We start from the raw sequence: 25,742 nt of genomic DNA, 5'->3' as shown, positions 1-25,742 counted from the left end.
TCGGGGTGCCTACTGCACCCCGAGCTCATGATCCCAGTCAAGTAACAGACTGATGAGTTCCCCCGTGAGTGCGCCGGATACCCGCTCGAAAGCGCGAGCGTCGAGAGTGGCGAGGCGCTCGCGCTGGAAGACGGGATCAGCCACCACATTGCGGTGTTTCAACTTGCCGGCATGCGCGAGTGCTCGTGGCATTTCCCGGAAGATGGCCTCGATGCAATCCTCCCGGGTCGCTCGCGCCATGCGTTCCGCCGCCAGTGCCATGCGCTCGCGCACCGGCGCGTCTTGCCCTGGGCACCACGCATCCATGGCCCAGTCGCAGGAGGCCACCATCAGTTCCTCCAGCGTGTGTGCCTCCCCCAGCTTCTTGAAGAGGTAGCGCGCGCACTGGAGCGGCTCCCAGAAGCGCAGCACGGCCTGGAGCCGCTGCGCCATACGCTCGGCACTCATCGGGTGCAGGTATGTCGTCGCGAAGAACACCGCGCCCCAGGCCGTCTCGCGGAAGAATGCCTCGTAGGCAGTCCGCATGGACAATGTGTTCTGCCAGTCCAGAGATTCGCGCAAGCCGCTCATGACATCTGACACCATGTACAGCCGCCAGGCCGGGCGCTCGTGCAGGAAGTCCACCACGTCGCGCACCACCACCACCTCCCCCAAGGGTACCTCCAGCAGCTGCCGGGGAAGCGGGAAGGTGCCGTCCTTCTGGTACTGCTCGCCACAGCGCAGGCCCTCGCGCTTCGCCTTCTGTTGCACCGAGCGGAAGGTACCGTGCAGAAAGGACGGCAGTTGCAGCGATGGAGTCTGTCCGGGCTTCATGGGGCGCGTCCTATCAAATGGGCCTTTCAGCGAGGAAGGGGCATGCCCGAAGCGGCGGGCATCTGGGCCGGTGGTGCAGAGGGAGGAGGCCTCGTTGGAAAGGGGATGACTTGTCCACCGCTCTGGGCTGGCGGTTGCTGGTTCCCGGTACGCATCTGGCCCAAAATCGAATTCCACAAGACCGTCGTCGCAACCCCTCCGAGCAGGTCGATGACCATGCCCACGGTCCCGCTGACGGTGGCGAGTTTCTCACGCCGGCTGAGCATGCCTTCCACGGCCTTTTCCACCCACCCACCGTACTGCCGCAACTCGGCCTCGGTGAGGTCCACCCATTGGGCGGCCTTGTACGCTGCCGATTCCGAATCAAAGGGCTGATGGCTGCGAGTCCACCGGTACTGGACCACTCCCGGTTCGGGAGTCGTCCATTCCAAGCGCCAGATGTATCGACCTCCTGCGAAGCGAATCAGGATCTCGCCGCTGAAATCCGTGCCCCCCATGAAAGGTCTACCGACCAGAATGGTCCGATTCAGTGCGGCCAAGTACTTCCGCACCTCTGCACGGCCTTCCTGAAGACCCTGCTCGTGCCAGGGTTTGATTTCAAAAAGAACCCGAATCAAGGTATCGGTGATGTCCGGGCGCAGTTTGCGCTCATCAGGGCGCAGAAGAGACACGTCTCCGATTCCTGTCTCGTCAACGATGGCTTCGATTGCCTTGGTGTTGGAGTAGATACGGCTGCCCGGGTGATTGACACCGTACATGTAAGCAATGATCCGGTGTGAGGCACTACCCAGGAACAACTCCCAGGGCATCTGCGAATCCACCTTCCGGCCGGGAACGTTGTAGCCCTGGCTCGTAGGGCGAGGAAATTCGCCACCCGCCACCGGGCCATCGCTCATGGCCAGCAGGACTCGCTGCTGCGGAGAGGCAGTTCGCGGTGCCTCGAACCGTGACCCGTCCTGATTCCAGGCAGAGGAAGTCCGTCCGCCGGAGGCCGTAGCACAGCCGGCGAGCACCGATACGAGGAACACAGCTGCGCACCGCGCAGCCCGGGACATGGGTGGACAGCCGACGGCGGCACTCACGTGTACCTCCCGCTCCGCTCATGCGAACAGTCGCGGAGCCAGGAGAAAGTAGAAACGGAGAGTACGGGCAACTCCAGGCCCTCGGCAGTCAGATCACTCGGTGCACCCCATCCACCGGCCCACCTCTGGGCAATCATCCGCAGGCAGAGCAATAGGCGGAGTGCTTCATGCTAATGCTTCTCGAGCTCGCGGTCCCAGATGGTCAATAGCCAGATCAGGTCCCCCGGCCGCGCACCACAGATCCGCTCGAAGGACCACGAGTCGAGCGTGACGAGGCGCTCACGCTGGAAGTCAGGGCCGGCCACCACGTTCCGGTGCATCAACTTGCCGGCATGCGCGAGGGCTCGCGGCATCTCACGGAAGATGGCCTGGATGCAGTCCTCCCGCGTTGCCCTCGCCATGCGCTGTGCCGCCACCTCCAGGCGCTCGCGCACCGAGGCGTCTCCCACCGGGCACCATGCATCCATGGCCCAGTCGTAGGAAGCCACCATCAACCCCTCCAGCGTGTGCGCCGTCCCCAGCTTCTTGAAGAGGTAGCGCGCGCCCTGCAGCGGCTCCCAGAAGCGCAACACTGCTTGGAGGCGCTTCGCCGTTCGCTCCGCACTTACCGGGCCCATCTGCGCGAGAGCGAAATAGAGCGCGCCCCACGCCGTCTCCAGGAAGAAGTCCTCGTACGCGTCCCTGGTAGGAAACGTGTTCTTCGGATCCACGGCATCGAGCAGACCGTGCATGACATCCGACACCAGGTACAGCCGCCAAGCCGGGCGCTCGTGCTGGAAGTCCACGACATCGTGCGCCACCACCACCTCACCCGGAGGCACGTCCACCATCTGCCGGGGAAGCAGGAAGGTGCCGTCCTTCTGGTACTGCTCGCCACAGCGCAGGCCCTCCCGCTTCGCCTTCTGCCGAGCCGAGCGGTAGGTGCCATGCAGGAACGACGGCAGTTGCAGCGCGGCAGTCTGTCCAGACGTCATGGGGCGCGTCCTATCAAACCGGCTCCTCGAGGAGGAAGCGCGCCGCCGGAGCGGGGCTGGGCATCCCGCTCCCAGGCGCCGGTGTAGAGTGCGCAAGCGCCTTCCCCCATGTCCACCCCGCCTCCCCTCACCTCCCGCCTGAAGGACGCGCTGGGCTCGCTCTCGGCGCGCCTGCTGGTGGCCTTCCTGCTGCCCACGCTGCTCTTCCTCGCGCTCACGGGGACGGCGGTCTACGCGCTCGCCCGCTCCATCCTGGAGGAGGAGTTGGGCACGAGCCTCTCCGCCATCGCCGCCGCCACGGCCAGCCAGGTGAGTGGCGAGCGGATGCTCACCATCGAGCCCGGCGACGACACCATGGGCACGCGCACGTGGCGCAACCTGGTGCGCCTGCTCACCGAGGTCCGCGACTCGAGCGGCGTGCGGCGCCTGTACGTGGTGGACACGCAGGGCCGCGTACGCGCGGACGTGGGCGGCGACCTCCCGGTGGGCGCCGAGGTGCCGGAGCTCGCGCGGGACAGGCTCGAGCTGGCCCGTGTCATCTCCGGTGAGCGTGCGGCCAGCCAGGTGCTCTTCCGGGGCACGGATGGGCGCCTCTACAAGACGGGCTACGCGCCGGTGCGCCGCGAGGGCCAGGTGGTGGGCGCGGTGGCGGTGGAGGGCAGCGCGGCCTTCTTCGGCCCGCTGGCGCGCCTGTCCCGGAGCTTCGCGGCCGCGAGCGGCGTGGCGCTCGGGGTGCTCGGACTCGTCGCCATCCTCACCGCGCGGGGACTGGCCCGGCCGCTGCGGCGGCTGATGGCCTCGGCGCTGCGCATCGGCCGGGGTGACCTGACGACGCCGGTGCCTCCCGAGCCCACGCGGGAGATTGGCGTGCTGGCGCGCGAGCTGGAAGTGATGCGCGGCGCGCTGGAGAGCCGCGACCGGCAGCTCAAGCTGATGCTCGCGGGGGTGGCCCACGAGGTGCGCAATCCCCTCGGTGGCATCTCCCTCTTCTCGGGGATTCTCGCGGAGGACCTGAAGGCCGGCGCCCACGCGGAGGCCGCCGGACACGTGGCGCGCATCCAGCACGAGGTGGAGTACCTCCAGCGCATCGTCGAGGACTTCCTCGCCTTCGCCCGGGAGCAGCCGCTGTCGCGCTCGCCCGTGGCGGCGCCGGACCTCCTCACCGAGGCCAGCATCCTGCTCGCGGCGGACGCGGCGGCCCGGGAGGTGACGGTGGAGGTGGTGGCCGAGCCCGCGGTGCTGGAGGCGGACGGCAGCCTGCTCACGGCCGCGCTGGTGAACATGGTGAAGAACGCGGTGCAGGCCTCGCCCCCGGGCGGCAAGGTGCGCGTGACGGGCCGCGGCGAGGGCCACGGCTACACCATCCGCGTCGAGGACTCCGGGCCCGGCGTGCCCGAAACCGAACGCGAGCGCATCTTCGAGCCCTTTTTCACCACCCGCGAAAAGGGCACGGGCCTCGGCCTGCCGCTGTCCCGGAAAATCGCCCGCGCCCATGGAGGAGACCTGCGGCTCGTCGCCCTCCCGGGGGCCACCACCTTCGAGCTCACCCTCCCCCTCATCCCGGGGCAGCACCCCCCGTGAACCGGCCGGCCTGGCGAGCCCTCACACGCTCTGTGTGCTTCGAGGAAATGTGAAGGCCTGGATGACCTGTTGCGCGGACGACAGCCGCTCCGCCGTGGCCGGACATGAGGTCGCCGGGTCGCAGTAAGTAGAGAGGGAGGGAGTGCCGCACAGGCGGCAACGGATGGCTGCTCGGCTGGTTCCACCTCCTTTTGCCCCGCGGAGGGCCGCTCGACGTGTCCCGCCAATCCGACGGAGATCTCACCGCGTACGATCCGCTGTACTCCGTCTTCGGGGCCAGTGGACCGGAGCAGCGGCTCGACACCGAGCGCGAGCAGTTCCGCATGCTGGCCGAGGCCCTGCCGCAGATCGTCTGGACGTCGCGGCCCGACGGGGTCCAGGACTACCTCAACCGGCGTTGGTACGAGTACACCGGCCTGGACCTCGAGGAGTCGCGGGGCAATGGCTGGAAGCAGGCCTTCCACCCGGACGACATGGCCGAGGCCGAGAAGCGCTGGCGCCACAGCCTTCTCACCGGTGAGCCCTTCGAGATCGAGTACCGCTGCCGCCGGCTGGACGGCGTCTGGCGCTGGTTCCTCGGCCGCGCCATCCCCGTGCATGACACCCAGGGCCGCATCGTCCGCTGGTTCGGCACCTGCACGGACATCGACGACCAGAAGCGCACCGCCGACGTGCACGGCTTCCTCGCCGAGGCCAGCGCCCTGCTCGCCCTCACGTTGGATCCCGAGGAGACACTGCGCAACCTCACGCGGATGATCGTCCCGCGCCTGGCGGACTGGTGCACGGTGGACATGGTGCGGCCGGACGAGACGGTCGAGCGCGTCGCGGTGACGCACACCGACAGCACCAAGGAGCCCCTGGCCTGGGAGCTGGCGCGCCGCGAGCCCGCGGATCTCCACCACGCCCCCCACGGGCTCGGCTACGTGCTGCGCACCGGGGAGCCGGAGCTGCTGGAGGTCATCCCGGACGCGATGCACGCCCAGCTCACGCGCGGCGAGGAGGGCCTGCGGCTGCTGCGGGAGCTGGGGCTGCGCTCCTCCATCATCGTGCCGCTGGTGGTGCACGGGCGGACGCTGGGCAGCATCACGCTGGCGCAGGCCGGGAGCATCCGCAGCTTCTCCGCCGCGGACCTGTCGCTGGCCGAGGAGTTCGCGCGCCGCGCCGCGCTCGCGCTGGACAACGCGCGCATGTACCGCGAGAGCCAGGACGCCATGCGCCGGGCCCAGCAAGAGCGCTACCTCGCCGAGCAGGCCCGCGCCATGCTGGACACGCTGCTGGACGCGGCCCCCGCGGGCATCGCCCTCTTCGACCGGACGCTGTGCTTCGTGCGCGTCAACCGCACCCTGCAGGACATCAACCGCAAGCCCGCCGAGGACCACCTGGGCCACACCATGCCCGAGGTGCTCTCCACCCAGGGCCCCGGCGTGGACATCGTGGTGAAGTCGCTGCGGCGGGCGCTGGAGACCGGCGAGACGCAGACGGTGGAGTCCTCCACCCGGCTGCCCTCGGGCGAGGAGCGGGCATGGCTGGCGCGCTATGCGCCCGTGCGCTCGGCCGAGGGCGCCACGCTGGGCGTGGCCACGGTGGTGCTGGACATCACCGAGCGCAAGCGCGCCGAGGCCGAGCGCGAGCGCCTCATCGCCGCGCTGGAGCGCAGCAACCGGGAGTTGGATCAGTTCGCCTACGTGGCCAGCCACGACCTGAAGGCCCCGCTGCGCGGCATCGCCAACCTGTCGCAGTGGATAGAGGACGACCTCCAGGCCGTGATGACGGACGAGACGCGCGAGCAGATGCGGCTGCTGCGCGGGCGCGTGGAGCGCATGGAGGCGCTCATCAACGGGATCCTGGACTACAGCCGCGCGGGCCGGGTGCGGGGCCGGCCGGAGCCGGTGGACGTGGGCAAGCTGCTCACCGAGTGCGTGGAGCTGCTCGCCCCGCCGCCCAGCACGCTCGTCGAGGTGGCGCCCGGCATGCCCACCCTGCGCACCGAGCGGGTGCCCCTGCAGCAGGTGTTCCTCAACCTGCTGGGCAACGCCTTCAAACACGCCGGGACGCCAGAGGTCCGGGTGCGGGTGGACGCGCGGCAGTTGGATGCCTTCTGGGAATTCTCCGTGGCCGACAGTGGCCCGGGCATCGCTCCGGAGTACCATGAGCGCATCTGGGGCATCTTCCAGACGCTGCGGGCCCGTGATGAAGTGGAGAGCACCGGCATCGGTCTGTCGGTGGTGAAGAAGAGCGTGGAGGCACGCGGGGGGCGTGCCTGGCTGGAGTCCGCCCCTGGCCAGGGGGCAACCTTCCGTTTCACCTGGCCCAAGCACACCCCTGACGAGGGGCGCTGAGAGCGTACCGTGAAGACGCTGAACATCCTGCTGGTGGATGACGACTCGGTGGACGTCATGAACGTCCAGCGTGCCTTCAAGAAGAGCAACATCCAGAACTCCCTCTACGTCGCCGGCGACGGGCGCCAGGCGTTGGAGCTGCTGCGCAACGGCACGGTGCCTTCCACCAACCGCCTCATCCTCCTGGACCTCAACATGCCGAGGATGAATGGCCTCGAGTTCCTGGGCGCCCTGCGCGCCGACCCCGAGCTGTGCGCCACCCCGGTGGTGGTGCTCACCACGTCCAACGACGATAGAGACCGGCTGCAAAGCTACGCGCACAACGTAGCGGGCTACCTCGTCAAGCCGGTGGCCGCCCCGGCCTTCGTGGAGTTGATGGCCGCACTCAACGCATACTGGTCGCGGGTGGAGCTGCCGTGAGGGCCGAGGAGCACATGGAGGAGCAACCCCTGCGTCTGCTGGTGGCGGACGACGACGAGGTGGACCGGCTCGCGGTGCGGCGCGCCCTGCTCAAGGCGGGGCTCGAGGCGCAGCTCGTCGAGGTCCGCGATGGCACGGCCGCGCTCTCCGCCCTGATGGAGCAGACCTTCGACTGCGCCCTGATGGACTTCCAGATGCCGGGCCAGGACGGGCTGGAGGTGCTGCGCAAGGCCCGCGCCGCCCTGGTGGAGACGCCCATCATCATGCTCACCGGGCAGGGGGATGAGCACATCGCCGTGGAGCTGATGAAGGCCGGCGCCACCGACTACCTCGCCAAGTCGGCGCTCACCCCGGAGCGCCTGGCGCACCTGCTGCGCCAGACGCTGCGCCTGCACGAGGTGCAGCAGCAGTACCGCACCCTCGCCGAGGTGCTGCCGCACACCATCTGGACGAGCCGGCCGGATGGCGTGCTGGACTACATCAGCCGCCGCGGCTACCAGAACACCGGCCTGCCGCAGGGAGAGCCCACGCAGTGGCCCAAGGCCGTCCACCCGGAGGATCTGCCCCGGGTGATGGAACGCTGGCAGCACAGCCTGCGGACCGGGGAGCCGTACGAGGTGGAGGCGCGCCTCTGGCAGGCCGGGGGCATCTGGCGCTGGCACCTCATCCGGGCCCTGCCCATGCGGGATGCGCGCGGCCGCGTCATCCGCTGGTTCGGCACCAACGCCGACATCGACGACCAGCGCAGGACCCAGGAGCGCATCTCGCGCCTGCAGGCCGTCACCGCCGCGCTCTCCGAGGCCCCCACGCCCCGGCAGGTGGTGGACATCATCATCACCCAGGGCGTGGCGGCGCTGGAGGCCCACTCGGGGGCGGTGTGCCTGCTGACCGAGGACGGCCAGGCCCTCGAGCTGGCGAGTGCCACCGACAACGTGCGGCACCTGACGCGCAACCTCGAGCGCATCTCCCTCGAGTCGCAGCTGGCGGTGACGGAGGCGGTCCGCAACGACAAGCTCGTCACCTTCGCCAACCGCGAGGAGCGGGACCGGCGCTACCCCATGGTGGCGGGGTTGAACCTGCCCTACGAGGCCGCGGCGGTGATGCCCCTGCGCGGCAGCCGGGGCGTGATGGGCGCCCTGGTGGTGAACTACGCGAGCCCGCGCACCCTGTCCTCCGACGAGCAGGAGTTCCTCCTCGCGCTGGCGAGGCAGGGAGCCCAGGCGCTGGAGCGGGCCCGCCTGTACGAGGCCGCGCAGCAGGCGCGCGCCCAGGCCGAGGCGAGCGAGGCCCAGCTGCGCGACTTGCTGGCGGACCGCGAGCGGATGGAGGCCACGCTGCAGGAGCGCGACGAGCGGCTGCGCGCGGCGCTGTGGGCGGGAGGCACGGGCACGTTCCGCTGGGACATCCGCACGGGCGCGCTGGAGTGGGACGAGAACCTGGACCAGCTCTTCGGCCTGCCGCCGGGGCGCACGGTGCAGACGATGGAGGACTGCCTGGCCCTGGTGCACCCGGAGGACCGGGCCGAGGCGGCGCGCCGCAACGAGGCCTGCGCGCACGAGGGCGCGGACTTCGAGATGGACTTCCGCGTGGTGTGGCCGGATGGGCGCGTGCACTGGCTGAGCGGCAAGGGGAAGACGTTCGTGGACGCGAACGGGCGCCCCCTCTACATGACGGGCGCCTACGTGGACATCACCGTGCAGAAGCAGCAGGAGGCCGAGGCGCGCCAGCTCGCCGATTTCGAGCGGCAGATTCTCGGCATCGTCAGCCATGACTTGCGCAACCCGCTGAGCGTCATCCGCATCTCGGCCTCGGTGCTGCTGGCGCGCGAGGGGCTGGACGAGCGGCAGAGCAAGAGCCTCACCCGCATCATCTCCGCGGCGGACCGCTCCACGCGGCTCATCCGCGACCTGCTGGACTTCAGCCAGGCGCGGCTGGGCGGCGGCATCCCGGTGGAGCGCAAGAAGATGGACCTCTTCGAGCTGGCGCGCGGCGTGGTGGAGGAGCTGGCCGCCAGCCACCCCGAGCGGCAGCTGGAGCTGACGCAGGAGGGCGTGGGCGAGGGCGAGTGGGACGAGGACCGGCTCGCGCAGGTGCTCGGCAACCTGGTGGGCAACGCGCTCCAGCACAGCCCGCCGGACACGGCGGTCTGGGTGCGCTGCCGGGGCGCGGCGGGGGAGGTCTTCCTCGAGGTGCACAACGAGGGGGCCGCCATCGCGGGGGACACGCTGCCGGACCTGTTCGAGCCCTTCCGCCGGGGCCGCCACGCGGGCAGTGGAGCGGGCAGCGTGGGGCTGGGGCTCTACATCACCCGGCAGCTGGTGCTGGCACACGGCGGAGGCATCACCGTGACGTCGCACGAGGGACAGGGCACGCGCTTCACGGTGCGGCTGCCGCGGCGCGCCCCGACGCTCCCACCGGTCCCGAGCGCCTGACCTACCCCACGAGGCGTCCCCTCTCCCTATGGGAGAGGGTTAGGGTGAGGGAATGAAAAACCCCGCCCCCATCCTCGGACTGCGCACCACCATCTATCACGTGACGGACCTGGCGAAGGCGAAGGCCTGGTACAGCCAGGTGCTGGGCGTCTCGCCGTACTTCGACGAGCCCTTCTACGTGGGCTTCAACGTGGGCGGCTTCGAGCTGGGGCTGGACCCGGACCCGGCGGCGGGGAAGCCGGGCCCCGGCGGCGCGGTGACCTACTGGGGCGTGGAGAACGCGGACCAGGCGCTGGAGCGCCTGAAGAAGCTCGGCATCGCGCCCGCCAGCCCCGTGCGCGACGTGGGCGGGGGCATCCGCGTGGCCACCGTGGAGGATCCGTTCGGCAACGTGTTCGGGCTCATCGAGAACCCGCACTTCCCCAACACGGCGGCCTGAGCCACGCCTCAGCGGTGGACGGACTTCATGCCGCCCTCGGGGTAGCGAGTGCCGGCCGCCACGCCCTTGGGAGCGATGGCGTCGATCTCCCGCAGCTCCTCGGGGGAGAGCCGGAGGTCCGCCGCGGCGATGTTCTCCTCGAGGTACTTCACGTGCTTGGTGCCGGGGATGGGGACGAGGTCCTTGCCCTGGGCCAGCACCCAGGCGAGCGCGAGCTGCGAGGCCTTCACCTTCTTGCGCGCGGCCAGCTCGTTGATCTTGTCCACGAGCTGGAGGTTCTTGGCGAAGTTGTCGCCCTGGAAGCGCGGGTTGTGGCGGCGCCAGTCGTTGGGCTCGAGGTCCTCGAGGCGGCGGTAGCGGCCGGTGAGGAAGCCGCGGCCCAGCGGGCTGTAGGGGACGAAGCCGATGCCCAGCTCGCGCACGGTGGGGAGCACGTCGTCCTCGGGATCCCTGCTCCAGAGCGAGTACTCGGTCTGGAGCGCGGAGATGGGGTGCACCTTGTGAGCGCGGCGCAGGGTGTCGGGCGCGGCCTCGGACATGCCGAGGTAGCGGACCTTGCCCTGCTTCACCAACTGGGCCATGGCGCCCACGGTGTCCTCGATGGGCACGGTGGTGTCCACGCGGTGCTGGTAGTAGAGGTCGATGTGGTCGACGCCCAGGCGCTTGAGTGAGGCGTCGCAGGCCTTGAGCACGTAGTCGGGCTTGCCGCTGATGCCGAGAAAGGAGCCATCCTCGGCGCGCACGTTGCCGAACTTGGTGGCGAGGATGACCTGATCGCGCCGGCCGGCGATGGCCTTGCCCAATAGCTTCTCGTTGGTGAACGGGCCGTACATGTCGGCCGTGTCGAAGAAGTTCACCCCGAGTTCCAGCGCCCGGTGGATGACGGAGATGGACTCCTTCTCGTCTCCCGAGCCGTAGAAGTCGCTCATTCCCATGCAGCCCAGGCCCAGGGCGGAGACCTTCAGCCCCTGCTTTCCGAGTGCCCTCTGCTCCATGACATCCCTCCTTGGTGGGTACGTAGCGGCCCTTGTTAATGGCCCGGAGCATCCGGGGCCAGGAGAAGAACGGCGGGAGGCGGGCCCCTGTGTTCCCTTCGACAAGGGAAGTCCGCTACACCTGCGGCATGCCGTCCACGCCGTACAGAGCCCCCCTGGGACTGTCCGCCCTGGTGCTGGTGCTCGCCCTGGCGGTGCCGGCGTGGGCCCGTGTTCCCCAGCGGATGGACGTGACATCGCTGGAGCCGCTCGTGGAGCGCATCGTCACCGGGCAGCTCGCGGCATACCGGATTCCCGGAGCGACGGTGGCGGTGGTGCGGGATGGACAGGTGGTGCTGGCCCGGGGCTACGGCGACGCGGACGCCGGGAACCACACGCCCGTGGTGGCGGACAAGACACTCTTCCGCGTGGCCTCCCTCGGCAAGCTGTTCGTCTGGACGGCGGTGATGCAGCTCGCCGAGCGGGGGCGCCTCGAGCTGGACGCGGACGTCCACACGTACCTGGAGGACGTGCGGCTCCCGGCGGCGTACGCGCGGCCCCTCACGCTCGCGCACCTGATGGCGCACGCGGGAGGCTTCGAGGTGCACGAGCGTCTCTGGCCGGAGGGCCCACCACCCGAAACGCTGGAGGCATACCTGCGGGAGCGCATGCCGGCCCGGGTGCGGCCTCCGGGAGAGCTGTCGGCGTACTCCGACTACGGGACGAGCCTGGCCGAGCACATCATCGAGCGGGTCTCGGGCCAGCCCTTCGAGCAGTACCTCCGGGAGAACGTGCTGGAGCCGCTGGGGATGAAGCGCACCTTCTTCCGCAGGACGGTGCCACCGGAGCTCGCCGCCGACATGGCGCTGGGACACACCCTCGAGGACGGGAGCCCGCGCGCACAGCCGCTGGAGCACGTGGTGGTGGCCTCCAGTGGCTCGATGCTCACGACAGCCACGGACCTGGCGAGGTTCATGCTCGCGCACCTCCAGGGAGGGCAGCACGAGGGCCACCGCATCCTGCGCGAGGAGACGGTGCGGCGGATGCACCGCCAGCACTTCACGCATGACCCCCGGTTGAGCGGATGGGCCCATGGATTCATGGAGTTCCACCTGAATGGCCAGCGGCTCATCGGACACCTGGGGGACGCGTACCTCTTCCACTCGCTGCTGGTGCTGATGCCCGAGCAGGGCACGGGGCTGTTCGTCTCGTACAATGGCCCGGGGGAGAAGGACGCCGCGCAGCGGGCGCGGATGGAGCTACTGCGCGCCGTCCTCGAGCACGGCCACCCTGCCCCGCCCTCGGACAGGCCCGAGCCCCCGCGGGACTTCGCCGGGCGGGCGGCACGGTTCGCGGGGGGATATCAAACGACGTGGCGGTCCTACGGCACGGCGGAGTCCTCGCTGGGTTGGCGTCAGGAGATCCGCGTGCGAGACGGCGGAGATGGAACCCTGCACCTCCGGGAGCCGGGGCGCGCATGGCGGCGCTGGGTGGAGGTGGAGCCCCGCCTCTTCCGTCCCGCCGAGGACCCGGCCTCAGCGGAGCGCGTGGCGTTCCGCGAGGACGCGGCGGGCCACATCACGCACCTGTTCTTCGAGAACCAGCCCGCGGCGGCGTACGAGCGGGTGCCCTGGTACGAGACATCCGCCTTCACCTACGGGCTGCTGGCCGTGTGCGCCGTGCTCTTCGCGCTGGCCGTGTTGGCGGGCATCCTCCACCGGAGCCCGGCCACGGGGCTGCTGGCGATCATCGGCCTGCTGCACCTGCTGTTCCTGAGCGGCTTCACGCTCCTGGTGCGCCATCACGTCGAACTGGAATACGGCGCCACGCCCCGGCTGCTGGGGGTCTCGATGGCCTGCGCGCTCGGGGCCACGGTGCTCACTCCGGGAGCCCTCGCCTGGAGCGCACGCGCCTGGTGGAAGCGCTCCGGGAGGCTGGCCCTCCGCCTGTCCCTCACCGGCGCCACGCTGGCCGCGACAGCCTTCGCCGCATGGCTCCACCACTGGCACCTGCTCGGGCTCGGGCCCGGATGACGGCTCCCCTCCGTGTCGCGCCAGGTCGATGGCGACGAGGTCCAGTGGTGGGCACTCGCCCTGGGGGACGATGGGCGGCGCGGGACGGGAGGGCAAGCTGAGTCCCCCATTCCGGAGGTCCACATGTCCCGAAACGCCAACCGCCGCCTGTTCCTCTCGATGACCTCGCTCGCGGCAGCGGGGCTCGCATGGGGTGGGGAGAAGAAGAAGGTCAAGCCCGCCGAGGTCAATGCCACCGAGGATCTCATGCGCGAGCATGGAGTCATCCGCCGCACGCTGCTCGTCTACGAGGCCTGCGCGAGTCAGCTCGGCACCGGGAGCCCGCCGCGCGCGGACGTCATCTCTTCCGCCGCGAACCTCATCCGCCGCTTCGCCGAGAACTACCACGAGCGGCTCGAGGAGGAGCAGGTCTTCCCCCGGCTGGAGAAGGCCGGGAAGCAGGGCGAGCTCATCCGGGTGCTCCGGGAGCAGCACGCCGCGGGGCGCAAGCTCACCGAAGCGCTCCTGAAGTCCGCCACACCCGCGGCGCTCCAGGACGCGGGGCAGCGGCAGGCCCTGGCCTCCTCGCTCCAGGCGTTCGTGCGCATGTACCAGCCGCATGCCGCGCGCGAGGACACGGAGCTCTTCCCCACGTTCCATGCGCTCTTCACCGAGGCGGAGTTCCACGAGCTGGGCGAGCGCTTCGAGGAGCGGGAACACCAGTTGCTCGGCGGTGGCGGCTTCGAGGGCGCTGTCGCGGAGGTGGCGCAGCTGGAGAAGGCGGTGGGCATCCACGACCTCTCCGCGTTCACCGCCCGCTGAAAGGGAAGCGCTCAGCCCGCGCGCACCGCCGCCCGTGCCTTCTCCATCAAGCGCCGCAACGGGGCCTCACCCTCCGCCCGCGCCAGCGCCTCGTCCCACGTCAGCCACTGCGCGCCCGAGGACTCGCCCGGGTCATGCGCCAGCGCCTCCGGATCCTCCGCCACCACCAGGTAGCGCACGTCCAGGTGCACGTGCTCCGGCTCGTCCTTGCGCGCCGGAATGGTGTGGATGTCCACGTCCAGCGGCCTCGGCGCGCTCGCGTGCAGCCGCACCCGGCACCCCGTCTCCTCCCGCGCCTCCCGCAGCGCCGTGGCCTCCATGCTGCCCGCGTCCCCCTCCTCCGCGTGCCCGCCCGGCTGCAACCACCGCTTCAGCTTCCCGTGGTGCACCATCACCACCCGCTCACCCGGTGGATCCACCACCACCGCACTGCCGGTGAAGTGCCCCCGCTCCTGTGCCCGCGAGAAGGGCCGCGCCAGCTCCGTGGCCAGCGCGCGCATCCGCGCCAGGTCCTCCCGCTCCTTGTCGTCCGAGGGGACGTGGCGGGCCAGCAACTCGTGCAGGGAAGTCAGGGGGATGCTCGTCAGGGGGGTGCTCATGAGGGGGCGGATTGTGCCCACTTCGACGCCGGGCGCCAGGACGATATAGGGTGCCCCTTCATGGCCCGCATCCTCGTCATCGACGACCACGACACCCTCCGCGAGGGCATGGCCGTCACCCTCACCCGCTCCGGCCACACCGTGACGGCCGCCCGCTCCGGCACCGACGGTGTCTCCGCCTACAAGAAGACGCCCTTCGATCTCGTCGTCACCGACCTGAAGATGGACGGCATGGACGGCATCGCCGTCACCCGCACGCTCAAGACGCATGACCCGGCCGCCGTCGTCATGGTCGTCACCGCCTTCGGCACCATCGAGACGGCCGTGCAGGCCATGCAGCAGGGAGCCTACGACTTCATCACCAAGCCCTTCACCCCGGACGTGCTGCGCGCCAAGGTGGAGAAGGGCCTGGAGCTGTCCTCCACCCGCCGCCAGGTGGAGCGTCTGTCCGCCCGCACCGAGGCATTCGAGTCCGACGCCGCCCTCGCCCACGGCAACCTCATGGTGGGTGACAGCGAGCCCATGCAGCGGCTCGTGGGCATGGTGCGCAAGGCCGCCGCCACCGACGCCACCGTCTTCGTGCGCGGCGAGTCCGGCACCGGCAAGGAGCTCGTGGCGCGCATGCTCCACCAGCTCTCCCCGCGCAAGGACGGGCCCTTCGTCGTCGTCCACTGCGCCGCCCTCGCCGAGACGCTCCTGGAGAGCGAGCTGTTCGGCCACGAGCGCGGGGCCTTCACCGGCGCCATCAAGCGCAAGCTCGGCCGCTTCGAGCTCGCCGACGGCGGCACCCTCTTCCTCGACGAGATTGGTGAAATCCCCCACTCCGTCCAGACGAAGCTGCTGCGCGTGCTCCAGGAGAAGGAGATTCAACGCGTGGGCGGCGAGGAGACGCTCAAGGTGGACGTGCGCGTGGTGAGCGCCACCCACCGCGACCTCCAGGCCGAGGTGAAGGCCGGCCGCTTCCGTGAGGACCTCTACTACCGGCTGCACATCGTCCCCCTGCAGATTCCGCCCCTGCGCGAGCGCCCCGAGGACATCACCGCGCTGGCCCGTCACTTCGTGGCCAAGCACGCCCCGCGGGTGAACAAGCGGGTGAAGGGCCTGGACGACAGCGCCCTGCGCGCGCTGGCCCGCTACGCCTGGCCGGGCAACGTGCGCGAGCTGGAGAACGTCGTCGAGCAGTCGCTCGTCTTCGCCGAGGGCGAGACGCTCGCCGCGACGGACCTGCCCACCCACCTCACCGGCACCACGCCCCGGAGCGACTCCGGCCTGCCCGTGCCCATGGGGGACCGGCCCCTGCCCGACATCCTCGAGGACCTCGAGCGCCAGCTCATCGCCCGCGCCTACGAGAAGGCCGGCGGCGTGAAGACGGAGACGGCCCGGCTGCTCGGCATCAAGACGTCCGCGCTCTACTACAAGCTGGAGAAGTACGGCTTCATCGCCAAGAGCGAGCGCCCCGAGGAGAACTGAGCCGGCCCTCCAGGCTGGCGCACGGCGGGTGGCGGAGCGCCTCATCTGGCTGTAAAAAAGAAACCGTCCCCTCGAAAATCTACCGTCCCCCCGCCCCCATCGTGGTTTTCCGTCATCCCCCCTCCTCAGCCCCGGCCCGGCCGTATGCGAAGTCCCCGGAACCTTTCGGGTTTTGCGGGCAACGAAACGCCCGGGCGGGCCTTGGCCCTGGCATCCGGCTTGCTGTCGGGAGGGGATTGATGAAGCGCGTCCTGCTCCCCGTGCTGCTGTGTCTCTCCCTGGGTACGCCCGTCTGGGCGGCCTCGGGAGTGGACTCGCTGCGGACCGAGGCGCGCACGGCGCGGACCCAGGTGCGCGACCTGAGAGACAGGCAGCAGGTGCTGCGCGCGGAGCTCAACACGCTGGCCGGACGCATCGAGCAGCTCAAGGCCGAGCACAAGGGCCGGCTGGTGGCGGGCCCGGAGCTGGAGACGGCGCTGCGGCAGTCGCAGGAGCTGTCCGGCCAGCTCACCGGGCTGGCCCAGTCGCTCGCCGGGGCCGAGACCGAGGCGGAGCGCCGCAACCTGGCGCTGCACACGGCGCTCTCCGACGAGCTGGCCCGGGTGCGCGCCGCCTGGGACGCCACCCCGGACCGCGAGGCCCGCTCGAAGCTGATTGCCCGCATGCGCGACCTGCGCACCGAGCGCGATGCGCTGCGCTCCGCCCTGCCCGCCTCCCAGGTGCCGGCGCTCGACCGCCGCGAGGCCAGCGACGACCCGGAGGATCTGCTGGAGCAGGCGGACGTGCTGCGCGACTCCGAGGACAAGGTGCGCCAGCGCCTCCAGGCCCTGCGCGGCCGCATCACCGAGGTGCGCGAGGAGCGCGAGCTGGACCGGCGCATGAGTGACTTCCTCGGCGAGGAGTCCATGTTCGACGAGCAGGACCGGCGGATGCGCCTGCGCTTCGACGCGTCCACGAAGTCCATCTCGGTGGAGGCCTCGCAGCGCACCCGCGGAGGCCTGTTCCCCAGCGAGTCGCTGGACTTCTCCTCGGGCTCGCAGGCGGATCCGCCGCCGCCCTCCCCGTCCACCGGCGGAGGCGCTCCGGGACCGGGGATGCCCTCGCCGGGAGGGGGCGGAAGCACGGACACGCCGGACATGGGCGAAGGCCAGACGCCGGTGGAGCAGGTCGCGCCCATCTACCGCGCCTCCGACGCCCGGCCCCAGGTGGGCACGGTGCGCGCCCAGGCGCTCGCCAGCGGCAACCCGGAGGACCTGCGCGGCCTGGAGGCGGAGGCGGCCCGGCTCGAGTCGCTCGCCCGCGAGCTGGACTCCCGCGCGGACTCGCTGGAGCGCCGGGCGCGCGAGCTGCGCTAGTTCAGCAGCCGCACCTGCACGTCCAGCTTCACGTCCACCTGCAGCCGCACCTCCTTCGAGGGCTTGCGGCCCTTGCCCCGCACGCTGATGCTCATGGCGGGCGCGGTGATGAAGGGCTGCAGCTCCGCGCCCGTCACGTCCAGCACCAGCACCGGGTTGGGCGCCTTGAGGCCCAGCGAGGCGATGTTCTTCTTGGAGGCCACCAGCACCTCCTGGTCCCCCGCCTTCGCGTAGAACTCCAGCGTGTCGAGGAAGGAGAAGTCCTGGTCCGCCGGAGAGAGCACCTTGAGGCTCAGCGACTGCAGCCTCGCGGAGGACACCTGCTCCTTGGTGACGCCCTGGTTCTTGAAGTCCTGGTTCTGGTCGAAGTCGAGGCTGGTGAAGCTGCCGATGGACGGAAACGCATCGAGGACGGTGGAGATGCCCGTGGGGTCTCCGGGCACGGTGGTCTCGCCCTTCACCTCCGCGGTGAAGCCAGGGGGAGCGCAGGCCGCGAGCCAGAGCAGGGCACACACGGGGAGTACGGATGTGAGTCGCATGACACCCACTCTACCGAGTGCCCGGGCGCGCAGTCATTGCCCCGCCCGGCCGGCTGCCCTCTCGTGGACAGGGCATGCTGCCAGGGCAGGGAGTATGTTGCGCCCGTTGAAACGGCTCCTCTTTGCGCTCGTGGTGTTTCCCCTGGCGCTCGCCGGTGGCGCGCATGCCGCCGACGTGGAGGGACAGCTGCGCGTGGCGGGCCGGCTGATGCTGGACGGCAACGCGCCGCGTGACTTCTCCCAGGGGGACAAGCGTCCCGACACGCTGGACACGGTGTTCGGCCTGCTCGTCACGGGCGAGGGCCGCTACACCGCGGACCGCTGGCAGTTGGTGGGCCGCTATGACGGAGGAGGCCGCAAGTACGTGGCCTTCCCTGGCGAGGACGTGCTGGTGCAGGCCGCCGCGCTGGAGGGCTCGCTCGCCGTGGGCGAGACGCTGGGGGTGGGCGTGGAGGGGCGCGCCAAGGACCGGCGGGGCGGCCCCCGCGCGTACACGGACCTGGCGGCCTTCGTCTTCCTCGAGCACGCCCCGGATGCCCGGCTCTCCTTGCGCGTGCGCGCCGGAGCGCACCGCTTCGTCTACCGCCCCTTCTTCGCCGCCAGCTTCGGCAGCCCCGAGGTGGGTTTCCTCGCGCGCTACCGCCTGGACAAGCGCCATGCCTTCACCGTCACCGGCGAGTACGGCCAGCGCCGCTACAACGCCTCCGTGAGGTACCCGCCGGACAGCACGCCGCAGCAGTGGACCGGCCGGCGCCAGGACGGGGTGCTGATGGCGAGCGCAGGCTACAGCTACAAGGGCCCGCTGGCGCTGGGGCTCTCCTACTCGTACCTGGAGACCAGCTCCAACAGCTATGGCGAGTCGGTGCAGCGCCACCGGCTGAGCGGCACCGCCGGGGTGCGGCTGCCCTGGAAGCTGACGCTGATGGCCCAGGGCGCGCTGGGCCTCAACTCCTACCCGGACGGCGTCTTCCTCTCGCCCGAAATCACCCTGCTCGACGATGACGAGGCCCAGCACATGCTGTCGCTGAAGCTGGCCCGGCCCCTGAGCGAGCGGGTGGATGTGGAACTGTCGTTCGCGATGTACGGCACCGAGCTGTCGCGCAACGGGCTCTTCTTCTTCCGCCAGGTGGGGGGCGTGGGCCTCACCTGGCGGCCGTAGCGCCCGTCACTCCAGCCCGGAGAGCCGCTCGTCGATCTCCTCGGCGAGGCTGGCGTGGCTCTGGGCGAGCGCCGTGTCGCGGGCGCGGGTGAGCACCTCGCGGGCCTTCTGCGTCTGCCCCGCGCCGGTGTAGGCATCCCCCAGGGACACCATGGCCGCGGCGTACTGCGGGTCCAACCGCACCGCCGCCTCCAGGGCCTGGGCCGCCTCGGCGTACTGCCTCAGCTCCAAATAGGCCTTTCCCAGGGAGAAGTGCGCCATGGGCGCGTCGGGAAACTCGGCCGCCATCTGCTTGAACTGCTCCAACCGGGCGTTGCTCATGGGGCGGTGATAGAGGAGAGGCATGTCCGTTGCCAAGGAAGACGTGCGCTCCCTCGCCGAGGCCGCCCGGGCGGCTTCCCGCGTGCTCGCCACCGCCCCCACCGGCCAGAAGGATGAGGCCCTGCGGGCCATGGCGCGCCACCTGCGCGAGGCCCTCCCCACCCTGCTCGCCGCCAACGAGGCGGACATGGCCGCCGCGCGGGCCTCCGGCAAGGGAGGGGCCTTCCTGGACCGGTTGCTGCTGGACGCCTCTCGGGTGGAGGGCATGGCCCGGGCGGTGGAGTCGGTGGCCGGCCTGAAGGACCCCGTGGGAGAGGTGACGGAGGAGTGGGACCGGCCCAACGGCCTGCACGTGCGCAAGGTACGGCTGCCGCTGGGGGTGGTGCTGATGATCTACGAGGCCCGCCCCAACGTGACGAGCGACGCGGCGGCGCTGTGCCTCAAGAGCGGCAACGCGGCGCTGCTGCGCGGGGGGAGCGAGGCGGCGCGCTCCAACGCGGCCATCGCCTCGGCACTGGCGGCGGGCGTGACCGAGGCGGGACTGCCGGCCGCATGCGTCCAGCCGGTGCCCCCGGGCGAGCGCGAGACGCTCCTGGAGCTGCTGAAGCTGGAGGGGCTGATTGACTTGTGCATTCCCCGGGGCGGCGAGGGCCTCATCCGCTTCGTGGCGGAGAACGCGCGGATTCCGGTGGTGAAGCACTACAAGGGCGTCTGCCACGTGTACGTGCACGCGGCGGCGGACCTGGACATGGCCACGCGCATTGCCGTCAACGCGAAGACGAGCCGCCCGGGGGTGTGCAACGCCGCCGAGTGCCTGCTGGTGGACCGCGCGGTGGCGGAGCGCTTCCTGCCCCAGGTAGGCCGGGAGCTGGTGACCCGGGGGGTGGAGCTGCGGGGGGACGCGGCCACGGTGGAGGTGCTCTCGCGCGCCGGGGTGGCGGTGACCCCGGCCTCGGAGGAGGACTGGGGGCGGGAGTTCCTGGACCTCATCCTGGCGGTGAGGGTGGTGGACGGGCTGGACGCGGCGCTGGGGCACATCGCCCGGTACGGAAGCGAACACACGGAGGCCATCGTCACCTCGGACGAGGCGGTGGCGGGCCGCTTCACCCGGGAGGCCCAGGCGAGCGCGGTGGCGTGGAATGCCTCCACCCGCTTCAACGACGGGGGCGAGCTGGGGCTGGGGGCGGAGATCGGGATTTCCACCAGCCGACTGCACGCTTTTGGGCCCATGGGGTTGCGAGAATTGACCAGCCAGAAGTACGTCATTCTGGGACAGGGGCAGGTGCGCTAGGGTGCCCCGGACACGTATGGCGACCAAGAAGAAGACGACCACGAAGAAGGTAGCGGCGAAGAAGAAGAGCGCGACGTCGCTGACCGCACGCACCAAGACCGCGGCGAAGAAGGGAGCAGCCAAGAAGCTGCCCGCGCGGAAGAAGACCACCAAGAAGAAGGCGCTCACCCCAGGAGGTGCCGCCGCCGGGGCTCCCGCGGAGAACCCGCGTGCCCATGCGCTGGCGCGCAAGATTGGCACCCTGCTCTCGGACAAGAAGGGCTTGGACATCGTCATCCTCGACGTGCGCGGGATGACGTCCTACGCGGACTACTTCGTCGTGGCCTCGGGCGAGAGCGACCGGCAGGTGTCGGCCATGGCCGAGCACGTGCTGGTGAAGCTCAAGGAGTCGGAGAACCTGCGCCCCATCGGCCACGAGGGCATGGACACCGGCCAGTGGGTGCTGCTGGACTTCGGCGAGGTGGTGGCCCACCTCTTCTTCACCGAGGCGCGCTCGCACTATGACCTCGAGGGCCTCTGGGCCGACGCGGCGCGGGAGAAGGTGGCCTGAAGGTCCGCCTCCTCTCCATCGGCAAGGACCGCTCGGGCCTGTATGAGCCCGCGGTCCAGGAGTACGCCTCGCGCCTGGCCCACTACACCCGCTTCGAGCTGCTCGAGCTGCCCGAGGCGGGTGGGAAGAAGGGCAAGGCGCCGGACGCCAAGGCCGCCGAGGCCGAGGCCATCCTCTCGCGCCGCAAGCCGCAGGACCTCATCGTCGCGCTCGACGAGCGGGGCAAGCTGCTCGACTCGGTGGAGTTCAGCCGGTACGTGGGCAAGGCCCAGGATGGCGCGAAGGACCTGCTGCTCGTCATCGGCGGGGACGAGGGACTGGACGAGCGGGTGAGACAATCCGCGGACCTGGTGCTCTCGCTGTCGAAGATGACGCTGCCGCACCGGCTGGCGCGGGTGGTGCTGGTGGAGCAGCTCTACCGCGCCTTCACGATTCTCAAGGGCGAGCCCTACCACAAGTAGGCGGGCAGGCGGCATGTTGAGTCCCAACGACATCAAGGAGGAGTTGAGCCTCGCGTATGTCCGGGCCATCGCTTCGCGAGCCGGTTTCTCCATCGAGGAGATCCGCAAGGATCGCGACAGCGTGGACCTCAAGGTGTGCGCGCGAGGCCTGCTGGCCGAGGACGCCGTCCTCACCTCGCCCGAGCTGGCCGTCCAGCTCAAGGCCACGGTGCTGGAGCCGCTCCCCACGGACGAGTTCTCCTTCGTGCTCTCCCGGAAGAATTACGACGACCTCAGCGCCCCCTCGCTCGTCCCTCGGATCCTCGTGGTGTTCGTCCTGCCGGAAGACGAGCAACAGTGGCTCACCCACACCGCGGAGTCTCTCATCCTGCGGCGGTGCGCTTATTGGCGCTCGCTTCGGGGTGCGCCCCCCACGCCCAACGAAACCAGTCAGACGGTCCGGATGTCGCGCGGACAGACCTTCGACCTGGACACCCTGCGCGGCCTGCTGCGTAAGGTGGCTCGTGAAGAGGAGCTCGTGCCATGAACCCGGAGCAGTTCCTCACGCTCGGAGCCCGGGTTGACTACCAGAACGTGCGTTCCTACCTCGAAGCACACGGGTGGAGCCGCATCCCGTCACGCCGTCTCCAGGCCGCCATCTATCGCAGCGGCCGGGCTCCCGCCGTGGAAGTCCAGGTGCCGCTGGATCGCGACCTCATCGATTACGATGAAGCGATGGTCGCGGTGGCGCGGCGCATCGCCGAGCACGAGCAGCGCCCGGCGGAGAGCATCCTGCGAGACCTGCTGCGGCCCAGGAGGGATCTCCACCGCTTCGCCCTGGAAGGCGCGGAGACGCAGGATGGAGGTATCCACCTGGAGAATGGGCTCAGCCTGGTGAACGGAGTGCGCAAGGCGCTTCTCTCCAGTGCCTGTAGCGTCAAGCGTCCAGAGACGACCTTCCACCCGCGCATGAGCCTGGCGGATGCCGAGGCCTTCCTGAAGGGATGCCGTCTCGGACAAACGGAGGTGGGGAGCTTCGTCCTGACGGTGGAGGCGCCTCTCGAAGTGGCACCACCCCGGACGGTCCAGGAAGAGTCCTTTGGAAGGCGCGCATCCCTGCTGCTCCTGCGCTCCGTGGCCCATGTGGCTTCGGCGGTCCGAGCGGGTGAGCCCGGACGGGTCCTCGAGCCCGCCCCGGGAGAGCCCGTGGTGAGCGCCAATCTCTGCGAGGCACTCGTCGAGATGATGCCGCCCGATGAAGGCGCCGACCTGCGACTGCGCAGTTCCTGGTCCCCGCTGCTTCCTGTCGAGCCCCAGGTGCCGTCCGAAGTGCACGTGGATCGGAACATGTATGAGTCCATCGAGAAGCTGTCCCATCAGCTCCGGCCATCTCGAGGGGCACAGCCCAACCAGTTCGTCGGCAGGGTCGTGGAACTGATGGGAGGGCCAGGAGAGCACGGTGAGGTCGAAGGCGCCGTCGTGCTCCAGGCCCAGGTGGAAGACGAGCTGCTGAAGGTCCGCGTCCTGCTGGGAGCCGCCGACTACCGCCAGGCGACCGAGGCCCACCTCACCCAGCGCTACGTGACCGTGAAGGGCGTCCTCCGTCGAGGCTCACGCGTCCACCAGCTCGATCAAGCCTCCCATTTCGAGCTCGTGGGCATTTAGCGGGCGGGCAAGCAGCCTGAAGGGCGCGCCCCCTGCACGTCAGGCAGCGGACGCCGCGCGCGTCCGAGGGGACATGAATTCGCCCGCCCCTCACGTTCGTGTCATCGCCTCGCCCCATTCGTGGGTGGAGGGTGAAGCCGTCCGCCAGCTCGAGGCCGCCTCGCGGCTTCCCGGCATGCGCTCCGCGGTGGGCCTTCCGGACCTGCACCCCGGCAAGGGCGCACCGGTGGGCGCCGCCTTCGCCTCCGAGGGCCTCTTCTATCCCTTCCTCGTCGGCAACGACATCGGCTGTGGGATGGGCCTGTGGGAGCTGGACCTGCCCGCGCGCAAGGCGAGGCCGGAGCGCTGGGCGGCGCGCCTGGACCTGGATGGGCCATGGGAAGGTGACACGGACGCCGTGCTCGCCAGCATGGGCGTGAAGCCCTGCGGCTTCGAGGCGGCGCTCGGCACGGTGGGCGGCGGCAACCACTTCGCCGAGGTGCAACGGGTGGACGCGGTGCACGACGCGGAGACCTTCACCGCGCTGGGCATGGAGACGGACCGGCTGCTGCTGCTCGTGCACTCCGGCTCGCGGGGACTCGGCGAGGCCATCCTCCGGGCCCACGTGGACCGGCATGGCACCGGCAGCCTCGCGGAGGACTCGGACGAGGCGCGGCTGTACCTCGCGCGGCATGACCACGCCGTGGCCTGGGCTCGGGCCAATCGCGCCACCATCGCCGGCAGGATGATGCAGGGCATCGCGGCGGGTGGACGGCGGGTGCTCGATGTCTGCCACAACAGCGTCACCGCGAAGCAGCACGAGGGGCACACCTGCTGGCTGCACCGCAAGGGCGCGGCGCCCTCGGACCAGGGGCCGGTGGTGATTCCCGGCAGCCGCGGCGCGCTGAGCTACCTGGTGCTGCCCCTGGGCGACGGCGCGGGCCACGCCTACAGCCTGGCGCATGGGGCCGGCCGCAAGTGGACGCGCACCAGTGCCCGCGAGCGCATGCGCGAGCGCTTCACCCCCGAGGCCCTCACCCGCACCTCCTTCAAGAGCCACGTCATCTGCGAGGACCGGGACCTGCTCTTCGAGGAGGCGCCGCCCGCGTACAAGGCCATCGACCGCGTGGTGCAGGACCTGGTGGACGCGGGGCTCGTCCGGGTGGTGGCGACGCTCGCCCCGGTGCTCACCTACAAGACGCGCACCCGGCGCGAGTAGGGCCACACCTCCTGCCCGTGACATCCTGCACGTGGGCACATGCTCAGACCCGCGCCCATTTCCCCTCGCCCTCCGGGAGAGGGGACATACTTCCCCTTCGGCCACTTCCCTGAAGGGGATTAGAGTCACGGCCTCCCATGTCTCCGCTCCCGCGCCTGCTTCTGCTCGTGGTGATGACGTGTGTCACCGGCCTCGGTTGCACGCGCACCACGCCCTCGTTCTGCGGTACGCCCGACGACCCCGGCTGCCCCGAGGGCACGGTGTGCGTCGAGGAGCGCTGCGTCTCCCGGGACGAACTACCGGCCTGTGCGCTCGGCCAGACGCGCTGTGAGGCGGCGTGCGTGGACACGCGCAGCGACGCCTCCCACTGCGGCACCTGCGGCACGGCCTGCGCGGACGGCCAGGTGTGCAGCCGGGGCCGGTGCACGGACGCCTGCGCCGCCGGGCTGACGCAGTGCGAGCGCGGCTGCGTGGAGCTCGAGTCGAGCACGGCGAGCTGCGGCACCTGCGGCGCGGCGTGCGGCTCCCGCGAGTCGTGCGAGGCGGGCACCTGCGCCTGCGAGCCTCCGCTGACCGCCTGCGCGGGCGCGTGCACGGACCTCGGCTCGGACGGCAACAACTGCGGCGCCTGCGGCAACGCCTGCGGCTCGGGCCTGTGCCAGGACGGCGAATGCGTGAACGACTGTGACCCGGGCCTGCGCCGCTGCGGCCAGGGCTGCGTGGACGTGCAGTCCGACACCTTCAACTGTGGCTCCTGCGGCACGGGCTGCGGCGCCAACGAGGTGTGCGTGGGAGGCCGCTGCCGGCTCGACTGCCCCGTGGGCAGCGTCGAGTGTGACGGCACCTGCGCCAACCTCACGAGTGACGCCCGCCACTGCGGCACTTGCGGCAACGCGTGCGGCTCGGGACAGGTGTGCACCCGGGGCGCGTGTGCCTGTCCGTCTGGCCAAGCCGAGTGCGAGGCCCAGTGCGTGGACCTGCGCACGAGCGTGCAGCACTGCGGGGCCTGCGGCCGCGCCTGCGCAGTGGACGAGACGTGCGCCAGCAGCCGCTGCCAGTGTGCCGCGCCCCTCGTCTCCTGCGCGGGTGGCTGCGTGGATTTGAGCGCGGACGCACGCAACTGCGGCACCTGCGGCCGGGTGTGCGGCCCGGGGCTGGTGTGCTCGGGCGGGCTCTGCGCCTACCCGTGAGCTCCGGGGCCCGCCAGCCGAGCGCCCGCGCCTCCCACGCCTCCCCCCACTCCACCTCCGGAAACCGGCCCTTAGGT

General features: G+C 70.4%; 24 protein-coding genes. 17 read left to right on the top strand and 7 right to left on the bottom strand.

Features of this window, described 5'->3' with window-relative positions; genetic code table 11:
- Nucleotides 1-9 precede the first annotated feature (9 nt).
- From NR798_RS09120 to NR798_RS09110, 3 genes are all read right to left on the bottom strand, one after another.
- Nucleotides 10-813, bottom strand: coding sequence for a hypothetical protein (locus tag NR798_RS09120; RefSeq protein ID WP_375771050.1), 804 nt, complete (start codon nucleotides 811-813; stop codon nucleotides 10-12).
- A 26-nt stretch (nucleotides 814-839) separates the two neighbouring features.
- On the bottom strand, nucleotides 840-1,709 hold the full coding sequence (locus NR798_RS09115) for a hypothetical protein (protein ID WP_375771049.1): 870 nt from the start codon (nucleotides 1,707-1,709) through the stop codon (nucleotides 840-842).
- 356 nt (nucleotides 1,710-2,065) lie between these two features.
- Nucleotides 2,066-2,869 carry a hypothetical protein gene (locus NR798_RS09110; protein ID WP_375771048.1) on the bottom strand — a complete coding sequence of 268 codons (804 nt, stop codon included), beginning with the start codon at nucleotides 2,867-2,869 and terminating at the stop codon, nucleotides 2,066-2,068.
- A 108-nt stretch (nucleotides 2,870-2,977) separates the two neighbouring features.
- On the opposite strand from NR798_RS09110, the gene NR798_RS09105 reads away from it, so the two are divergent.
- From NR798_RS09105 to NR798_RS09085, 5 genes are all read left to right on the top strand, one after another.
- Complete coding sequence (locus tag NR798_RS09105) at nucleotides 2,978-4,450, top strand: ATP-binding protein (RefSeq protein ID WP_375771047.1); 1,473 nt, start codon at nucleotides 2,978-2,980, stop codon at nucleotides 4,448-4,450.
- A gap of 215 nt (nucleotides 4,451-4,665) precedes the next feature.
- Entirely contained in the window at nucleotides 4,666-6,789 is a 2,124-nt protein-coding gene (locus tag NR798_RS09100) for a PAS domain-containing protein (RefSeq protein ID WP_375771046.1), read from the top strand.
- 9 nt (nucleotides 6,790-6,798) lie between these two features.
- A complete protein-coding gene (locus NR798_RS09095; protein ID WP_375771045.1) occupies nucleotides 6,799-7,209 on the top strand; it encodes a response regulator in 411 nt (136 codons plus the stop codon).
- A 14-nt stretch (nucleotides 7,210-7,223) separates the two neighbouring features.
- On the top strand, nucleotides 7,224-9,641 hold the full coding sequence (locus NR798_RS09090; RefSeq protein WP_375771044.1) for a PAS domain-containing protein: 2,418 nt from the start codon (nucleotides 7,224-7,226) through the stop codon (nucleotides 9,639-9,641).
- 52 nt (nucleotides 9,642-9,693) lie between these two features.
- Nucleotides 9,694-10,080, top strand: coding sequence for a VOC family protein (locus tag NR798_RS09085; RefSeq protein ID WP_375771043.1), 387 nt, complete (start codon nucleotides 9,694-9,696; stop codon nucleotides 10,078-10,080).
- Nucleotides 10,081-10,088: 8 nt separating this feature from the next.
- Here the strand turns inward: NR798_RS09085 and NR798_RS09080 are convergent, their stop codons facing one another.
- Nucleotides 10,089-11,075, bottom strand: coding sequence for an aldo/keto reductase (locus tag NR798_RS09080; RefSeq protein ID WP_375771042.1), 987 nt, complete (start codon nucleotides 11,073-11,075; stop codon nucleotides 10,089-10,091).
- Nucleotides 11,076-11,164: 89 nt separating this feature from the next.
- On the opposite strand from NR798_RS09080, the gene NR798_RS09075 reads away from it, so the two are divergent.
- Together NR798_RS09075 and NR798_RS09070 are read left to right on the top strand one after the other, a co-directional pair.
- Nucleotides 11,165-13,087 (top strand): serine hydrolase domain-containing protein, encoded by a 1,923-nt coding sequence (locus NR798_RS09075; RefSeq protein WP_375771041.1) that lies wholly within the window; start codon nucleotides 11,165-11,167, stop codon nucleotides 13,085-13,087.
- Nucleotides 13,088-13,210: 123 nt separating this feature from the next.
- Complete coding sequence (locus tag NR798_RS09070) at nucleotides 13,211-13,888, top strand: hemerythrin domain-containing protein (protein WP_375771040.1); 678 nt, start codon at nucleotides 13,211-13,213, stop codon at nucleotides 13,886-13,888.
- An 11-nt stretch (nucleotides 13,889-13,899) separates the two neighbouring features.
- Here the strand turns inward: NR798_RS09070 and NR798_RS09065 are convergent, their stop codons facing one another.
- The gene (locus NR798_RS09065) at nucleotides 13,900-14,487 is read right to left on the bottom strand and encodes an NUDIX hydrolase (protein ID WP_375771039.1); all 588 of its coding nucleotides are present in this window, start codon (nucleotides 14,485-14,487) and stop codon (nucleotides 13,900-13,902) included.
- Nucleotides 14,488-14,547: 60 nt separating this feature from the next.
- On the opposite strand from NR798_RS09065, the gene NR798_RS09060 reads away from it, so the two are divergent.
- Nucleotides 14,548-15,957 (top strand): sigma-54-dependent transcriptional regulator, encoded by a 1,410-nt coding sequence (locus NR798_RS09060; RefSeq protein WP_375771038.1) that lies wholly within the window; start codon nucleotides 14,548-14,550, stop codon nucleotides 15,955-15,957.
- A gap of 239 nt (nucleotides 15,958-16,196) precedes the next feature.
- On the top strand, nucleotides 16,197-17,312 hold the full coding sequence (locus NR798_RS09055) for a TetR family transcriptional regulator (RefSeq protein WP_375771037.1): 1,116 nt from the start codon (nucleotides 16,197-16,199) through the stop codon (nucleotides 17,310-17,312).
- Here the strand turns inward: NR798_RS09055 and NR798_RS09050 are convergent.
- Nucleotides 17,309-17,851 carry a hypothetical protein gene (locus NR798_RS09050; protein WP_375771036.1) on the bottom strand — a complete coding sequence of 181 codons (543 nt, stop codon included), beginning with the start codon at nucleotides 17,849-17,851 and terminating at the stop codon, nucleotides 17,309-17,311. The two genes, NR798_RS09055 and NR798_RS09050, sit on opposite strands and share 4 nt — an antisense overlap.
- A 106-nt stretch (nucleotides 17,852-17,957) precedes the next feature.
- On the opposite strand from NR798_RS09050, the gene NR798_RS09045 reads away from it, so the two are divergent.
- Complete coding sequence (locus NR798_RS09045) at nucleotides 17,958-19,010, top strand: hypothetical protein (protein ID WP_375771035.1); 1,053 nt, start codon at nucleotides 17,958-17,960, stop codon at nucleotides 19,008-19,010.
- 6 nt (nucleotides 19,011-19,016) lie between these two features.
- Here NR798_RS09045 and NR798_RS09040 read toward each other — a convergent pair whose 3' ends face one another.
- A complete protein-coding gene (locus NR798_RS09040; protein WP_375771034.1) occupies nucleotides 19,017-19,355 on the bottom strand; it encodes a tetratricopeptide repeat protein in 339 nt (112 codons plus the stop codon).
- Here NR798_RS09040 and NR798_RS09035 point away from each other — a divergent pair.
- From NR798_RS09035 to NR798_RS09005, 7 genes are all read left to right on the top strand, one after another.
- On the top strand, nucleotides 19,354-20,622 hold the full coding sequence (locus tag NR798_RS09035; RefSeq protein WP_375771033.1) for a glutamate-5-semialdehyde dehydrogenase: 1,269 nt from the start codon (nucleotides 19,354-19,356) through the stop codon (nucleotides 20,620-20,622). The two genes, NR798_RS09040 and NR798_RS09035, sit on opposite strands and share 2 nt — an antisense overlap.
- Before the next feature lie 16 nt (nucleotides 20,623-20,638).
- Nucleotides 20,639-21,172 carry a ribosome silencing factor gene (gene rsfS, locus NR798_RS09030; RefSeq protein ID WP_375771032.1) on the top strand — a complete coding sequence of 178 codons (534 nt, stop codon included), beginning with the start codon at nucleotides 20,639-20,641 and terminating at the stop codon, nucleotides 21,170-21,172.
- Nucleotides 21,169-21,633, top strand: coding sequence for a 23S rRNA (pseudouridine(1915)-N(3))-methyltransferase RlmH (locus tag NR798_RS09025; protein ID WP_375773741.1), 465 nt, complete (start codon nucleotides 21,169-21,171; stop codon nucleotides 21,631-21,633). Before rsfS ends, NR798_RS09025 begins: the two co-directional genes overlap by 4 nt.
- Before the next feature lie 13 nt (nucleotides 21,634-21,646).
- Nucleotides 21,647-22,159 carry a DUF4365 domain-containing protein gene (locus NR798_RS09020; RefSeq protein ID WP_375771031.1) on the top strand — a complete coding sequence of 171 codons (513 nt, stop codon included), beginning with the start codon at nucleotides 21,647-21,649 and terminating at the stop codon, nucleotides 22,157-22,159.
- Nucleotides 22,156-23,277, top strand: a complete 1,122-nt coding sequence (locus NR798_RS09015) for a hypothetical protein (protein ID WP_375771030.1) — start codon at nucleotides 22,156-22,158, stop codon at nucleotides 23,275-23,277. The genes NR798_RS09020 and NR798_RS09015 overlap by 4 nt, the downstream gene beginning before the upstream one ends.
- A 73-nt stretch (nucleotides 23,278-23,350) precedes the next feature.
- Nucleotides 23,351-24,475, top strand: a complete 1,125-nt coding sequence (locus NR798_RS09010; protein WP_375771029.1) for an RNA ligase RtcB family protein — start codon at nucleotides 23,351-23,353, stop codon at nucleotides 24,473-24,475.
- A 137-nt stretch (nucleotides 24,476-24,612) separates the two neighbouring features.
- Complete coding sequence (locus tag NR798_RS09005) at nucleotides 24,613-25,665, top strand: MXAN_6577-like cysteine-rich protein (RefSeq protein ID WP_375771028.1); 1,053 nt, start codon at nucleotides 24,613-24,615, stop codon at nucleotides 25,663-25,665.
- Nucleotides 25,666-25,742: the final 77 nt, after the last annotated feature.

It is taken from the genome of Archangium gephyra, assembly GCF_042230915.1.
Lineage (GTDB): Bacteria > Myxococcota > Myxococcia > Myxococcales > Myxococcaceae > Archangium > Archangium gephyra_B.
The sequence above is the reverse complement of the archived record's forward strand: the minus strand, read 5'-3'. Positions and strand labels throughout refer to the sequence as shown.

Bases quoted from the DNA above. Each gene is read 5' to 3' on its own strand.
- NR798_RS09120 (WP_375771050.1), bottom strand. From the start codon at position 813: ATGAAGCCCGGACAGACTCCATCGCTGCAACTGCCGTCCTTTCTGCAC.
- NR798_RS09115 (WP_375771049.1), bottom strand. From the start codon at position 1,709: ATGAGCGATGGCCCGGTGGCGGGTGGCGAATTTCCTCGCCCTACGAGC.
- NR798_RS09110 (WP_375771048.1), bottom strand. From the start codon at position 2,869: ATGACGTCTGGACAGACTGCCGCGCTGCAACTGCCGTCGTTCCTGCAT.
- NR798_RS09105 (WP_375771047.1), top strand. From the start codon at position 2,978: ATGTCCACCCCGCCTCCCCTCACCTCCCGCCTGAAGGACGCGCTGGGC.
- NR798_RS09090 (WP_375771044.1), top strand. From the start codon at position 7,224: ATGGAGGAGCAACCCCTGCGTCTGCTGGTGGCGGACGACGACGAGGTG.
- NR798_RS09085 (WP_375771043.1), top strand. From the start codon at position 9,694: ATGAAAAACCCCGCCCCCATCCTCGGACTGCGCACCACCATCTATCAC.
- NR798_RS09080 (WP_375771042.1), bottom strand. From the start codon at position 11,075: ATGGAGCAGAGGGCACTCGGAAAGCAGGGGCTGAAGGTCTCCGCCCTG.
- NR798_RS09070 (WP_375771040.1), top strand. From the start codon at position 13,211: ATGTCCCGAAACGCCAACCGCCGCCTGTTCCTCTCGATGACCTCGCTC.
- NR798_RS09065 (WP_375771039.1), bottom strand. From the start codon at position 14,487: ATGAGCACCCCCCTGACGAGCATCCCCCTGACTTCCCTGCACGAGTTG.
- NR798_RS09060 (WP_375771038.1), top strand. From the start codon at position 14,548: ATGGCCCGCATCCTCGTCATCGACGACCACGACACCCTCCGCGAGGGC.
- NR798_RS09055 (WP_375771037.1), top strand. From the start codon at position 16,197: ATGAAGCGCGTCCTGCTCCCCGTGCTGCTGTGTCTCTCCCTGGGTACG.
- NR798_RS09050 (WP_375771036.1), bottom strand. From the start codon at position 17,851: ATGCGACTCACATCCGTACTCCCCGTGTGTGCCCTGCTCTGGCTCGCG.
- NR798_RS09035 (WP_375771033.1), top strand. From the start codon at position 19,354: ATGTCCGTTGCCAAGGAAGACGTGCGCTCCCTCGCCGAGGCCGCCCGG.
- NR798_RS09040 (WP_375771034.1), bottom strand. From the start codon at position 19,355: ATGCCTCTCCTCTATCACCGCCCCATGAGCAACGCCCGGTTGGAGCAG.
- rsfS (WP_375771032.1), top strand. From the start codon at position 20,639: ATGGCGACCAAGAAGAAGACGACCACGAAGAAGGTAGCGGCGAAGAAG.
- NR798_RS09020 (WP_375771031.1), top strand. From the start codon at position 21,647: ATGTTGAGTCCCAACGACATCAAGGAGGAGTTGAGCCTCGCGTATGTC.
- NR798_RS09015 (WP_375771030.1), top strand. From the start codon at position 22,156: ATGAACCCGGAGCAGTTCCTCACGCTCGGAGCCCGGGTTGACTACCAG.
- NR798_RS09010 (WP_375771029.1), top strand. From the start codon at position 23,351: ATGAATTCGCCCGCCCCTCACGTTCGTGTCATCGCCTCGCCCCATTCG.
- NR798_RS09005 (WP_375771028.1), top strand. From the start codon at position 24,613: ATGTCTCCGCTCCCGCGCCTGCTTCTGCTCGTGGTGATGACGTGTGTC.